The sequence below is a fragment of the Nonomuraea sp. NPDC049158 genome (assembly GCF_040648335.1).
Taxonomy (GTDB): Bacteria; Actinomycetota; Actinomycetes; order Streptosporangiales; family Streptosporangiaceae; genus Nonomuraea.
Map to the genome: position 1 here is coordinate 212516 of NZ_JBEZDM010000010.1, position 13330 is coordinate 225845.

Consider the following 13330-nt stretch of genomic DNA (forward strand, 5'->3'; position numbering starts at 1 on the left):
CTCCATGTCAGGCGGTCAGGCGGTCGCGGGTGGTGTGGACGGGGCCGTCGGGCACGTCGGCCGGCCGGTTCGCCGCGAACTCCCGGCGCAGCACCGGCACGACCTCCTCCCCGAGGATGTCCAGCTGCTCCAGGACCGTCTTCAGCGGCAGCCCCGCGTGGTCCATCAGGAACAACTGCCGCTGGTAGTCGCCGAACGACTCCCGGAACGTCAGCGTCCGGTCGATGACCTGCTGCGGGCTGCCCACCGTGAGCGGCGTCTCCTCGGTGAACTCCTCCAGCGACGGGCCGTGCCCGTACACGGGGGCGTTGTCGAAGTACGGGCGGAACTCGCGCACCGCGTCCTGCGAGTTCTTCCGCATGAACACCTGCCCGCCGAGCCCCACGATGGCCTGCTCGGGCGTGCCGTGCCCGTAATGGGCGTACCGCTGGCGGTAGAGGGTGATCAGCCGGATGAAGTGCTCCTTCGGCCAGAAGATGTTGTTGGCGAAGAACCCGTCACCGTAGTACGCGGCCTGCTCGGCGATCTCCGGGCTGCGGATCGAGCCGTGCCACACGAAGGGCGGCACCCCGTTCAGCGGCCGTGGCGTGGCGGTGAAGCCCTGCAGCGGCGTGCGGAAACGGCCCTCCCAGTCGACGACGTCCTCGCGCCAGAGCCGGTGGAGCAGCGCGTAGTTCTCGACGGCCAGCGGGATGCCCTGCCGGATGTCCTGCCCGAACCACGGGTAGACGGGCCCGGTGTTGCCCCGGCCCAGCATCAGATCGACCCGGCCGTCGGCCAGGTGCTGCAGCATCGCGAAGTCCTCGGCGATCTTGACCGGGTCGTTGGTCGTGATCAGCGTCGTGGCCGTGGACAGCGTGAGCCGCTCGGTCTTGGCCGCGATGTAGCCCAGCATGGTGGTGGGGGAGGACGGCACGAACGGCGGGTTGTGGTGCTCACCGGTCGCGAACACGTCCAGCCCGACCTCCTCGGCCTTGACCGCGATGGCCACCATCGCCTTGATGCGCTCATGCTCCGTCGGCGTCCTGCCGGTGGTGGGGTCCATGGTCACGTCGCCCACACTGAAGATCCCGAATTGCATATCCCTCATCACCTCGTACTATTGAAAGTTCAACAACCACCCAAGCATTGTGTGGTCCGAGGTTATTCCGCGCGGCAGGCCGCACGGGTCAGCCTTGGAGGGCGTTGATCTCCGGCGGCCCGAGCACCCGCGTGGGCGCGCCGTGGTCCGCCACGGTGATCATGGCTTGGCCGATCCGCTCGGTCGTGGTCACCGCCGAGGGGAAGAGCAGCCGCAGCATCGGGTAGAAGGGCGCCGTGACCACGTACGCCAGCCGGTACCAGGCCGTCCGCGAGGTGACGCCGTGCAGGGGCTGGATGTAGCCGGGCCGGAACATGTACGCCTCCAAGGGCAGGGCCAGCAGCGCGTTCTCGGTCTGGCCCTTGACCCGGGCCCACATCGCCCGGCCGTGCTCGTCGGTGCCCACCCCGGACACGTAGACGAACGTCGAGCCGGGGTTGAGCCTGGCCAGCGTCTCGCCGGCCGCCAGCGTGAAGTCGTAGGTGACGCGCCGGTAGTCCTGCTCGCTCATGCCCGCCGAGGAGACGCCGAGGCAGAAGAAGCACGCGTCGTAGCCGGACAGCTCGGCCTCGATCGGCGTGAGGTCGAGCGGATCCGGGTGCACGAGCTCGCGCAGCTTGTCATGGGTACGCCCGGTAGGGGTGCGGCCGACCGTGAGCACGGCCGTCACCCGGTCGTCGGCCAGGCATTCCCGGAGTACGCCCTGCCCGACCATGCCGGTGGCGCCGAAGATGATGACTTTCATGGCGAACTCCGTTCCCAGCCCGAATGCTATCGCCGGACCGGAACCAGACCAGAAGTGGTCAGGCGCCGGTCAGGCCGCGGTCAATCGGTGGCCAGAAGGTGGCCAGGCGCTGTGCCCATCCCGTGACCTGGTATTTCCGCTATTAACGTGGCTCGTGGCGGCGGAGCTGGCTAGCGTGGCAGGATTGTCGATGCGTCAGACTGCCACAGTTTCCGACCTAGGAGCGTATATGCCGAATGCTCGGAATATTGACGACCTGACCGAAATTCCAGGTTGGGAGACTCGTCAGTCCGGGCCGACAGCGCTGCGGATATTGGTGGGGAGGCAACTACGCCGGCTGCGTGAGTCGCGGGAGGTCACGCGTGAAGCCGCGGGATACGCCATCCGGGGTTCGCATTCCAAAATCAGCCGCCTGGAATGCGGGCGGACCAGTTTCAAGCTGCGCGACGTGGCCGACCTGCTCACCCTCTACGAAGTGGTCGAGGAGAGCGAGCGCGAGGCCGTGCTCTCGCTGGCCAAGCAGGCCAACGCGCCCGGCTGGTGGCACGAATACCGCGAGGTGGTGCCCGACTGGTTCGAGGACTACCTCGGGCTGGAGCAGGACGCGGCGATGATCCGTACGTACGAGGTCCAGTACGTCCCGGGCCTGCTCCAGACCGACGACTACGCCCGCGCGGTGATCACCTGCGGCCACCAGGGCTGCCCGCCCGAGGAGATCGAGCGCCGGCTCGCGCTCCGGACGCGCCGCCGGCGGATCCTCTCGCGGCCCATGTCGCCCAAGCTCTGGGTGGTGCTGGATGAGGCGGCCCTGCGCCGCCGGGTCGGCGACGGCGCCACGATGCGCGGGCAGCTCGAACACCTCAAGGAGATGGCGAAGCTCCCGCACGTCACCATCCAGGTGCTGCCGTTCAGCTACTGCGGTCACATCGGCGGGGTCGGCCCCATCACCATGTTGCGCTTCGCCCAGGCCGAGCTCGACGACGTGGTCTACCTCGAGCAGATCGCCAGCGCGCAATATCTCACCAGGGCATCCGACGTGCACCCGTACCAGCACCTGATGGACGAGCTGGGCATCCACGCGCAGCCGTCGGCCGCGACCCCGGCGATCATCGACGAGATCATCGACGGGATGGACGACACCGTGGAGGGCTACGGCTTGCGGGCCACGGCGCAGAACGCGTCCACCTCGTCGGGCACGCCGAACACCGAGGACTCCACCCGCCACCGGGAGACGGAGATGACACCCGGATCCACCAGCTCCAGGCCGTCGAAGAACCGGGTGATCTCGTCCGGGGTGCGCAGGCGGTAGGAGTACGACTGCTCCTCGTCGTGCAGCCGTCCGGCCTCCGCGGCCGCGTCGGGTTTGATGGTGTTCGTACCGTCTTCGAACACCAGGTAGCTGCCCGACGGCAGAGCGTCCAGCAGTTGCCGTGTCAGCGCGTGCGCCTGCTCGTCGTCGAAGATCGTGCCCATCACGCCGAGGAGCATGAGCGCGGTCGGCTTGCTGAAGTCCAGCGTCTTGGCCGCGAACTCCAGGATCGCGCCCGGGTCGCGGACGTCGGCCTCGATGTAGTCGCAGGCGCCCCGAGGGTCACTGGTCAGGAGCGCCTGGGCGTGCACCAGCACCAGGGGGTCGTTGTCGACATAGACGATCCGGCAGGTCGGGTCCACCCGCTGGGCGACCTCATGGGTGTTGTCGACCGTCGGCAGTCCGGTGCCGATGTCCAGGAACTGCCGGATGCCGGCGTCCTGCGCCAGATAGCGGACGGCGCGGCCCAGGAATGCGCGGGCGTGGCGGGCGATGTCCTCCATTCCCGGATAGATCTGCCGGAGTTGCTCGGCGTGCTCGCGATCTATCGGGTAGTTGTCCTTTCCGCCCAGCCAATAGTTCCACACCCGGGCCTGGTGCGGCTTGCTGGCGTCGATCTTGGAGGGGAGTGCGGGATCGGTGTCAAAGGATTCATCCGCCACGACATCGTCTCCTCTTTTGTCGCTCATATGTCGCTAAGCTGAGTGTCCTGGCGTCTCGTCGCGCTGTCACGCCTTAAAGCGGGATCTCCTAACCTTTCAGATAAAGAGTGCCGCTTAAGACGTATGTCTGTTTAGCGCTTTCTGCCCAGAACCGTGCGCAGATGAACTGATCTTGACCGATTCCCCGGGTTCGGCGCAACTGTCACACGCCGTGCGCGGCACTTCAGTCAGGTGCCGCCGGGCCCACGGGCCAGGCGGCACCACCCTCACGACAGGGAAGCGAGGCTCAATTCTGGCGGATCAGTGAGGCGAGGATGTCGATGCCGATCGGGATCGCCTCTTCCACCACGTCGAAGCCCGCACTGTGGTGCGGCCCGGGGCTGGATCCGCCGATCATCAGGTACGCGCCCTTGCCGCCGCGCCGCTGCACGTGCCGGATGAGCAGGTTGGCGTCGTCGCTCCCGGCGAACGCCTGGGTCCTGATCACCTCCGCGACCTCGGGCAGCGCGCCGGCCACCGCGACGATGCGGTCGATCACCTCGTCGTCAGGGGACACGGTCGACGACTGGCCCATCACGGCCAGCGCCGCCTCGACGCCCTGCGTGCGGGCGGCTCCTTCCACGATGGACCGGATCCTGTCCACCAGTTCGTCGACGACCTCGTCATCGGTGGCGCGTGCCTCGCAGGTCATCATCGCTGAGGACGGCACGATGTTCACTCCGTCGCCGGCGACGAGCGTGCCGACATTGAGCCGGGTGTCCGCGGAGCTGAAGCGGGGGATCGCCATGATCCCCAGGGCGGCCATGGCGGCGGCGAGCAGCGCGTTGCGGCCCGTCTCCGGCGAACCGGCGGCGTGGGAGGCCCGGCCGGTGAAGTCGACCTTCAGCTTGCGGGTGGCCATGCCACCGGTGAAGCTGCCCACGACCGAGCCGACGGCCAGTTCGCCCGCCATGTGCACGGCGAGCATGGTGTCGATCGGGTCCGCGGCCCCGGCGTCGATCATCGTCTGCGCGCCCCGTACCCCCTCTTCCGCGGGCTGGAACAGGATCCGCAGCGAGCCGGCGAAGTCGTGGTCCGCGAGACGGTGCAGCAGGCCCACGCCCATGGCGACGTTCGCGTCATGGCCGCACGCGTGCATCGCGCCGTTCGTCGCGGCGAAGCCGTTCGCGACCGGGAAGTGCGCGGGATCGTCTGATTCGCGCATCGGCAGCGCGTCGATGTCGATCCGCAGGCCCCATCGCGGGCCCGGCCGGTCGCCGTCCAGATCGACGACCATCGCGGTGCCGTTCTCCCGGAAGTACCTGGCGCTTTCGGCGGGTACGCCGGACGCGACCGCGCGCGCCTCCCACTCGTCGAGGGTGTGTGGTGACGGGTAGTTCACGACAGGGGAGAGGTCGTGGGCGTCCTTCCCGGTCAGGACACGCACCGGCAGGCCGTCGATGGCCTGTTTGATCCGGGCCGCTGTCCCGATCTCCACGAACGCGGGTTCCGGATTGCGGTGCACTTCTCGCCGAAGCGCCCTGAGCTGCTCGAAGTCCACAAGACTCCTTCTCGCCACGATGATCGACGGCCGGGCGGCCGCCTCGCTCAGGCTAGGGAAGGCGCCGCGGAGTGGGGTCGATCGCGCGCAATCCTGCACGAAATACCAAATTTCCGAGCATGGTCCGCATGAAGTCGCATCGAGCTAGTCTTCAAATACCGGCTGACCGCCGACCGGCACGTAACGCAGGCGCCGGCTGTCAAGGTCGAGAATGTAGCCGGTGCGCTTGGCGATCCTTGGCACGATCCATCGGTCCTTGATCGGCGCCTTCGGGAACAGCGCGGCCAGCTTGCCCTCGATCTCGTCCAGCTCCTGCAGGTCGCGCAGCCAGAGGAAGACCGCCAGGTTGGTCGCACCGGTCACCGACGCGCACATCCGTACATTCTCCAGCGACCGGAGCAAGGAGACGAGACGCTCCATCTCGGAGTGCTGCACGTCGAGCCACAGCACCGCCGCGGCCGACCAGCCCATGAGGGTGTGCGCGAAGTCGACGCGCCATCGGACCCAGTCCGCCGCGAGCAGCGCGTCGATGTCCCGGGAGATCACCGAGATCGAGCGGCCCAGCTCGCGCTGCATGTCGGCGGCCGTCCGGCGTACGTCCGTGCTGAGCGCGGTGATCACGTCGCGGTGGATGGGTTTGCGGTGTTCGGGGGGCTCGGACGGCCGGAGGAGGCGCAATGCCTCGACCTGCTGGTCCGACAGCGCGTTGAGCCGCCAGCCCGATCCTTCGAGGAAGATCCGCCGCAGGTAGTGCGTCTGCGTGCCGACGATGCCGGGGATCACGGCGATGTGCTCATCGATGTAGCGGTCCATCGACAGCAGCGTGTGCGTCGAGACCATGATGTAGAGGTCCCGGGGACCCGAGGTGCAGTGCACGCTGAAGATGGGTCCCTGCCGGCCGAGTTCGGCGATCACGTCCGCGCGCCGGCCGGGTGCGCACCGGATCTCCACCAGAGACGAGATCTCTCGCCCATGGGTCCGCTGCCCGTCGCTCTCGAAGCAGCTCGTCCACACCTGCCGCTCCTGGGTGAGTGTCGACCAGCGACGGGAAATCGTCGAAGGATCAACCCGAAGAATCCTCCCCAGTTGGGTCCAGGTGACCCGAGGGTGGATCTGGAGCGCGTTGATGATCTGAAAGTCCAGGCCGTCGACCATCCGTCCATCATGCAGGAAAGGCCAGGTCCTCCCCGCAATCGGGCGGGTCCGCGGGCGCCATCACAAGATCGAATAAGTCGCGATCGCCGTCGAGTCCCCGTAACATCCGGGAAACCTTCGGTAGGCGGCCTTTCCGGAAGGATCGTGCGCCCGACCCGCGTTATCTCTCAATTCCGTGCAAACTGGGTCGCGAAAACCCGCCCAGCGGCAGGCAGAACCTAGGCTCACGCCATTCCTTTCGCGGTTGGACCTGGAGGATTGGTGTATCGCAAACCCATTCTTGTGCTGTCGGTGATGGCCGCGGTTGTGCTGGGCGCGGTCGGATGCGGTGCCGGTGGAGGGACCACCGACACCATCAACATGTCGCTGAACACCGACCCGGCGACCTTCGACCCGGCGCTCGCCAAGGGCGGCGACGACTTCACCGTGGCGCGGCTGCTGTTCGACACGGTGGTGCGCAAGGACGCGGGCAACACCCTCGCGGGCGGGATCGCGTCCTCGTGGACCGCCGAGGACGCCGCGCACTACACGCTCACCATCCGCGGCGGACTGAGCTGCTCGGACGGTTCGCCGATCACGCCGACCGTGGTGGCGGCCTCACTGACGCGGTTCGCGGCCAAGGAGACGAGTTCCTCGGGCCGTACGCTGGCTCTGGGCGGGGCCACCGCGACGTTCACCCCCGATGACAAGGCGGGCACGGTGAAAGCCGAGTTGTCGGCTCCGTGGTCCGACTTCCTCACCGGGCTGACCCTGCCGCAGGCCGGGATCGTGTGCCCGGCGGGCCTGAAGGACACCAAGGGACTCGCGGCGGGCAAGGTCGCCGGCGCGTTCTCCGGCCCCTACTCCCTGACCTCTTCGCAGCCCGCGGTGTCTTACCAGCTGGCGCTGCGCGAGGGCTACGCGGCCTGGCCGAAGTTCGCCAAGCCGCTGACGGGCGTGGCCGCCAAGCAGGTGACCCTCACGCCGATCACCGACTACGCGACGATCGCCACCCAGCTGCTGGCCGGCAGCCTGGACGTCGGGACGATCAGCGACGAGAACGTGGCCCGCTTCGACGGCAACAAGGGGTTCACCTCGTCGGTCGCCTCGAACACCACGACGTACCTGCTGTTCAACGAGCGTCCGGGCACGGTGTTCGCGGACAAGCCGGAGCTGCGCACCGCGGTGGCCCAGGCCATCGACGCCCAGGCCTTCAGCGACATCATCAGCGGCAAGCGGGGCAGCACGACGCTGTCGGTCGGGTCGGCCAAGCTGGCCTGCGTCAACACCGACAAGTCGCTGCTGGTCGCCCAGGATGCCGCCGCCGCCGGCAAGAAGCTGACCGGGGTCCGTTTCCGCATCGTCGGCACCACCCTGCTGCAGGGCGGCAACGACTACATCGCTGAGGCGCTGCGCAACGCCGGCGCCACCGTGACCGTCGACTCGCTCGACAACGCCAACTGGGCCACGCTGACCACGGCCGGCGGCAAGGACTGGGACATCAACGTCCAGGGCGACAACAACCAGCTGGGTGTCCTCACCTCCTCCCTGCTGCGGGTGATGGGCCCGGCCACCGAGGACGGCGGCCGCAACAAGACGGGCGAGCCCAACAAGGAGGGGTACGGCTTCGTCACCAAGGCGATGAGTGAGATCGACCGTAACGCGCAGTGCTCGGCCCTCCAGTCCGCGCAGAAGTCGTTCCTCGAGCGGGTCGACGCGATCCCGCTGGCGACCCTGCCCGCCACCACGGTCGCCGCCGCCGGATTCGACATCCGGACCTTCGACGACTACCTCGACCCCGCCACGCTCCGCATCGTCAAATAAAGCAAACAGCCGGAAGGCGCGTCAGTCATGGCTTCTCTCGATTCCACGCGTGCTCTGGGAGTCCCCCCACCGGACCCCCTGACCGGAGCACGGCAGCGTCCGACGCGGATCTCCTCCGCCTGGCTCCGGTTCGCCGTGCGGCGGCTCGCCAGCCTGGTGGTGATCTTCGTCGCGCTGCTGGTCGTGTCGTTCCTGATCGTCCAGCTCATCCCCGGTGATCCGGCGGTCGGCATCGCCGGCGCCAACGCCGATCTCGCTGACATCCAGCGCATCAGGACCGAGCTCGGACTCGATCGCCCGATCTGGGAGCGATTCCTCGACCACGTGGGCGGCGTCTTCTCCGGAGACCTCGGTACGTCCTTCATGTACCGGCAGCCGGTGTCGGCGCTCATCGTGAACCGCCTGCCCTTCACCGCGACCATCGCGGTGACCGGCATCCTCGTGGTCCTGGTGATCTCGGTCCCGCTGGGCATGGTCATCGGGGTGCTCACGCGCGGCGGGCGGCGCAAGTGGCTGGACGTGACCTTCGGCATGATCACCGGTTTCCTGGACTCGATTCCCGGCTACATCATGGCGTCGTTCCTGGTCGTGACGTTCGCTCTCGGCATCGGGCTGATGCCGCTGTTCCCACCGGCCTACACACCCCGCTTCGGGGCCGCGTCGTTCGTGCTCCCGGTCGTGGCGATCTCGATCGGCCCGATCTGCACGATCTCCCGTGTCGTCCGGCGCGAGATGGCGGTCGTGCTGGAGACCGACTACATGCGGACGGCCCGGGGCTGGCGGTTGCCCGTCCTGCGGCGCCACGTCCGCTGGGCGCTGCCGAACCTGCTCACCACCACGCTCACCCTGAGCGGGCTGATCCTGACCGGCATGGTCGGCGGCGCGATCATCATCGAGTCGGTGTTCGCGCTGCCGGGTCTCGGCAGCGGCATCATCAAGGCCATCCTCGACCGCGACTATCCGGTCATCCAAGGCATGGTCCTCGTCATCGGCATGATCACCGCGATCATCAACCTCCTCGTTGACGTCCTGCTCGGACTGATCGACCCACGGACCCTCGGGGGGTCGCATGTCTCCGCGTAGCCGTTCGCGCCGCTGGAACCCCGGGCTCGTGCTCGGCGTGGGCGTGCTGGGCTGCGTCGTGCTGATCGCCGTCCTGGCCCCGATCCTGTTCGCCGGCCAGGCGAACGCGCTGGGCCCGCGGTTCGCCGCGCCTTCGGCGGATCACCCGCTCGGCACCGACGCGGCCGGCCACGACGTCCTGCTGCGCAGCCTGGTCGCCACCCGCCTCACCCTGCTGATGACGGTCGGCGCGACGGCCATAGCGGTCGTCCTCGGTGTCGTCCTGGGTACGGGCGTCTGGCTCGTCCCGCCCCGGGTCAGGGAGGTCTGCCTGCGGGTGATCGACGCGATGGTGGCCTTCCCCGGGCTTCTCCTCGCGCTCGTCGTGGCGGCCGTGCTCGGCGCGGGCGGCTCCTCCGCGGTGATCGCCATCGGCCTGTCCGGCATCCCGTACTTCGCCCGCCTCACCGCGAACCTCGCCGCGAAGGTCTCCCAGCAGGAGTACGTCTCGACCGCCCGCCTCCTGGGCGTCAGCCACGGCCGGATCGCGATCAGGCACATGCTGCCCAACATGGCCGAGCCGTTGCTCGTGCTGTCGGCCTCGACGTTCGCGGCCACGCTCACGGCCATCTCCGCGCTGTCGTTCGTGGGCCTCGGCGTCCAGTCGCCCTCCTACGACTGGGGCAAGCTGCTGAACGAGGCCCTGCCGTCGCTCCTGGCGGGCCGGCCGTTCCAGATGGCCGGCTCGGCGGCCCTCGTCATCCTGACCGGGCTGGGCGCGGTCCTGATCGGTGACGGACTCGCGGCGGCGGCGAACCCGCGCGGGCGTACGGCGACGGGCCGGAGCACAGCACCCGTCGCCGGCCCGGACACGGCGGTGCCGGAGAGCGACCACCTCGCCGACGTCCGCGACCTGTGGATCCACTCGGGCGACGAACCGCTGGTCAAGGGCATCTCCTTCGGCATCAGGCGCGGTGAGATCGTCGGCATCGTGGGCGAGAGCGGCTCGGGCAAGACCCTCACCGCGATGTCGCTGGCGCAACTCCTGCCGGACGGCCTGACCTCGACGGCCGCCCGCATGGCCATCGGCGACCTGGACCTGCGCCGGCCCGTCGCGCCGGCGCTCATGGCCGAGGCGGTCAGCCTGATCTACCAGGACCCGGGCTCGACGTTCAATCCCGCGCTCCGCATGGGCGGCCAGCTCACCGAGGTGCTGCGTACCCACAAGGGCCTCGGCGCGCAGGCGGCCAGGCAGCGCGTGCTCGACGCGCTCAAGGTGGTCCAGATGACCAGGCCCGAGCACCGCATGAAGCAGCACCCGCACGAGCTCTCGGGCGGCATGCGGCAGCGCGCGATGATCGCGACCGCGCTGGCCGTCGAGCCGCGCCTGATCATCGCCGACGAGCCGACGACGGCCCTGGACGTGACCGTCCAGGCCGAGATCCTGCGCGAGCTCAAGCGGGTCAACAGCGAGTTCGGCGCCTCCATCGTGTTCATCTCGCACGACATCGGGGTGGTACGCGCGCTGTGCGACCGCGTCCTCGTGATGTACCACGGGGAGATCGTGGAGGAGATCGCCGCGGCGGACCTCGCCGTGGAGACCGTCCGCCACCCGTACACCAAGACACTCCTGGAAGCCGCACCCGACATCGACGGCCCCGTGGCCGACCGGCCCGGCGACCCGGAGCACGCGAAGGAGCACTCGCATGGATGAGGCGATCGCCGTCGAGGTCCGCGACCTCGAGGTGGGCTACGGCTGGGGCGGCAACGCGACGCGCATCCTGCACGGCATCTCGATGGACGTCGCCCGGGGCCGTACGGTCGGCATCGTCGGAGAGTCAGGATCGGGCAAGTCGACGCTGGCCAAGGCGCTGGTCGGGCTGGTCCGGCCGTCGGCGGGCAGCGTCAAGGTCGGCGGCGTGCACGTGTCCTCCGCACGAGGCGCGGACCGCCGGGCGATGCGGCGGAAGGTCCAGATGATCCCGCAGGACCCCTACTCCTCGCTCGATCCCCGCCGCACGATCGGGGAGGCGCTCGCCGAGGCCGTGGACCCGCGCCGGGCGAAGGTGAGGACACACCGGGACGAGATCGTCCACTGGCTCGAGACCGTCAGGATGCCGGCCGACACCATCGACCGCTATCCCCACGAGTGCTCCGGGGGGCAGCGGCAGCGGGTCGCGATCGCCCGTGGCCTGATGATCCGGCCCGAGGTGGTGATCGCCGACGAGATCACCTCGGCGCTCGACGTCTCGGTCCAGGCGGAGATCCTCAACCTCCTGGCGAGCCTGCGCCGCGAACTCGATCTGACCATGGTGTTCATCTCGCACAACCTCGCCGTCATCCGGCACGTGAGCGACGAGGTCGTGGTGCTCTACCACGGCGACATCGTCGAGCAGGCCCCGGCGGCGGATCTGTATCAGCGCCCGCGGCACGAGTACACCCGCGCCCTGCTCGACTCGGTGCCGGGCGCACCAGGCTTCGACATCCGGCCCAGGCCACGGAAGGACGCCTCTTGAGGCTGCAGCGCAATCTTCGGCTCACCAACGTCAGGATCATCGACGGCACCGGAGGGCCGCCCATCGAGGACGGTGTGCTGGAGGTGACCTCGGACGGTGTCATCGGGTTCGTCGGCCGGGCGGCCGAGGCCCCGGACGGCCGCGACGCGGACGTGCGCGATCTGCGGGGGCGGACGCTGCTGCCCGGATTCATCGACTGTCATGTGCATCTGGGGTTCGCCCTGGCGAACGGGCCGTACCACCGCCTGCAGAACGACCCGGCGCTGATCCACCTCGAGTCCGCCGCGCGGATCCGGGAGACGCTCGAGGCGGGCATCACCAGCGCGCGCGATCTCGGCGGGCTGTCCCTGGGCTTTCGCGAGGCGATCGAGCGCGGGCTGATCGCCGGCCCCCGGCTGAAGCTGGCGGTCAGCCCGATCAGTCACACGGCGGGCCACGGGGACTTCCATGTGCCCGGCGGAGAGGTCGCCTACACGGTGCCCGAGCTGGTCGAGCTGGCCGACACCGTGGACGAGGTCCGCCAGGCGACGCGCCGGGTGCTCCGCCAAGGGGCCGACCTCGTCAAGATCTGCACCAGCGGTGGCATGGGCAGCAGGCACGACCATCCCGACGACGAGGGCCTGCGCCTGGACGAGGTACGGGCGATCGTCGACGAGCTCGACCGGCACGGCGGCAAGCCGGTCGCCGCGCACGCGCAGGGCCGCGTAGGGATCCTGACCGCCCTCCGGGGCGGGGTGACCAGTGTCGAGCACGGGTACGGCATCGACGACGAGGGCCTCGATCTCCTGGAGGAGCGCGGCGCCTTCCTCGTCCCGACCCTGTCGACCGTGTTCGCGATCGACAAGGAGAAGATGCAGCCGTACCACTACGCCAAGAAGGTGAAGTGGTCGGAGATCACCAAGAAGAACATCGGCCACGCGATCGCGCGCAAGGCCAAGATCGCTCTGGGCACGGATGCCGGTGTCTGCCCGCACGCGCGGAACCTGCGCGAGCTCGGTTACCTCGTCGAGCTCGGCATGTCCCCGATGGACGCCCTGGTCGCGGGCACCCGGACCGGGGCCGAGGCGCTCGGCATCGCCGACGAGGTGGGCACGCTGGAGACGGGCAAGCTCGCCGATCTCGTGGTCACCGACGCCGATCCGCTGCGCGACATCCACGCGCTGGCCGATCCCGCGCACATCGAGATCGTGATGCAGGCGGGCGTCGTCATGAAGGACGACATCATGAATAAGCTCGGGACGGCCGGCTGACTCCGCTGGGTGGAGTCAGGGGTTGGATCACCAGCCTCGCCTCGTCCATGTGGCCCTAGATAGCCGTGACGATCCGGTCAGCGACCTGCGCGGCCGCGCTGCGTACCACGACCGGTGCGAACAGATCGTCAGGGTGTTCGTCGTTCGGCGAGGCGATGCGCTCATCGGCTCTACCAGGGTGACGGTGTGACCGGCGGCGGTGAGAGT

At 68.8% G+C, this 13330-nt stretch carries 10 protein-coding genes and 2 pseudogenes; 6 read left to right on the forward strand and 6 right to left on the reverse strand.

The genetic code is table 11. The features are described 5' to 3' along the window. Positions 1–7: 7 nt before the first annotated feature. Together AB0B61_RS23415 and AB0B61_RS23420 are read right to left on the reverse strand one after the other, a co-directional pair. Complete coding sequence (locus AB0B61_RS23415) at positions 8–1081, reverse strand: LLM class flavin-dependent oxidoreductase (protein WP_358435319.1); 1074 nt, start codon at positions 1079–1081, stop codon at positions 8–10. 88 nt (positions 1082–1169) lie between these two features. After that, positions 1170–1826 carry an epimerase gene (locus AB0B61_RS23420; RefSeq protein WP_358435322.1) on the reverse strand — a complete coding sequence of 219 codons (657 nt, stop codon included), beginning with the start codon at positions 1824–1826 and terminating at the stop codon, positions 1170–1172. Between the two features lie 229 nt (positions 1827–2055). Between AB0B61_RS23420 and AB0B61_RS23425 the strand changes: the two are divergent. Further along, a pseudogene (locus tag AB0B61_RS23425) lies at positions 2056–2931 on the forward strand (helix-turn-helix transcriptional regulator); the annotation flags it as partial. A gap of 44 nt (positions 2932–2975) precedes the next feature. Here AB0B61_RS23425 and AB0B61_RS23430 read toward each other — a convergent pair. The 4 genes and pseudogenes from AB0B61_RS23430 to AB0B61_RS23445 all read right to left on the reverse strand — a co-directional run. Then, entirely contained in the window at positions 2976–3797 is an 822-nt protein-coding gene (locus AB0B61_RS23430; protein WP_358435325.1) for an SAM-dependent methyltransferase, read from the reverse strand. Between the two features lie 286 nt (positions 3798–4083). Next, the gene (locus AB0B61_RS23435) at positions 4084–5337 is read right to left on the reverse strand and encodes an amidohydrolase (RefSeq protein ID WP_358435328.1); all 1254 of its coding nucleotides are present in this window, start codon (positions 5335–5337) and stop codon (positions 4084–4086) included. Positions 5338–5481: 144 nt separating this feature from the next. Then, positions 5482–6351: an Lrp/AsnC ligand binding domain-containing protein gene (locus AB0B61_RS23440; RefSeq protein WP_358435605.1), complete on the reverse strand. Its 870-nt coding sequence runs from the start codon at positions 6349–6351 to the stop codon at positions 5482–5484. Between the two features lie 30 nt (positions 6352–6381). Next, positions 6382–6492 (reverse strand): annotated as a pseudogene (locus tag AB0B61_RS23445) (AsnC family protein); the annotation flags it as partial. A gap of 294 nt (positions 6493–6786) precedes the next feature. Between AB0B61_RS23445 and AB0B61_RS23450 the strand changes: the two are divergent. The 5 genes from AB0B61_RS23450 to AB0B61_RS23470 are packed head-to-tail and all read left to right on the forward strand — an operon-like array spanning position 6787 to position 13123. Further along, positions 6787–8295, forward strand: coding sequence for an ABC transporter substrate-binding protein (locus AB0B61_RS23450; protein ID WP_358435330.1), 1509 nt, complete (start codon positions 6787–6789; stop codon positions 8293–8295). Between the two features lie 27 nt (positions 8296–8322). Next, entirely contained in the window at positions 8323–9378 is a 1056-nt protein-coding gene (locus tag AB0B61_RS23455; RefSeq protein WP_358435333.1) for an ABC transporter permease, read from the forward strand. Then, a complete protein-coding gene (locus AB0B61_RS23460; protein WP_358435336.1) occupies positions 9365–11071 on the forward strand; it encodes a dipeptide/oligopeptide/nickel ABC transporter permease/ATP-binding protein in 1707 nt (568 codons plus the stop codon). The genes AB0B61_RS23455 and AB0B61_RS23460 overlap by 14 nt, the downstream gene beginning before the upstream one ends. Beyond that, positions 11064–11873, forward strand: a complete 810-nt coding sequence (locus AB0B61_RS23465) for an ABC transporter ATP-binding protein (RefSeq protein WP_358435339.1) — start codon at positions 11064–11066, stop codon at positions 11871–11873. Before AB0B61_RS23460 ends, AB0B61_RS23465 begins: the two co-directional genes overlap by 8 nt. After that, the gene (locus tag AB0B61_RS23470; protein ID WP_358435342.1) at positions 11870–13123 is read left to right on the forward strand and encodes an amidohydrolase family protein; all 1254 of its coding nucleotides are present in this window, start codon (positions 11870–11872) and stop codon (positions 13121–13123) included. Before AB0B61_RS23465 ends, AB0B61_RS23470 begins: the two co-directional genes overlap by 4 nt. The last annotated feature ends 207 nt before the right edge of the window (positions 13124–13330 follow it).

Excerpts from the sequence above, each read along its gene's own strand:
- AB0B61_RS23415 (WP_358435319.1), bottom strand. The coding sequence starts at position 1,081 with ATGCAATTCGGGATCTTCAGTGTGGGCGACGTGACCATGGACCCCACC.
- AB0B61_RS23420 (WP_358435322.1), bottom strand. The coding sequence starts at position 1,826 with ATGAAAGTCATCATCTTCGGCGCCACCGGCATGGTCGGGCAGGGCGTA.
- AB0B61_RS23450 (WP_358435330.1), top strand. The coding sequence starts at position 6,787 with ATGGCCGCGGTTGTGCTGGGCGCGGTCGGATGCGGTGCCGGTGGAGGG.
- AB0B61_RS23455 (WP_358435333.1), top strand. The coding sequence starts at position 8,323 with ATGGCTTCTCTCGATTCCACGCGTGCTCTGGGAGTCCCCCCACCGGAC.
- AB0B61_RS23460 (WP_358435336.1), top strand. The coding sequence starts at position 9,365 with ATGTCTCCGCGTAGCCGTTCGCGCCGCTGGAACCCCGGGCTCGTGCTC.
- AB0B61_RS23465 (WP_358435339.1), top strand. The coding sequence starts at position 11,064 with ATGGATGAGGCGATCGCCGTCGAGGTCCGCGACCTCGAGGTGGGCTAC.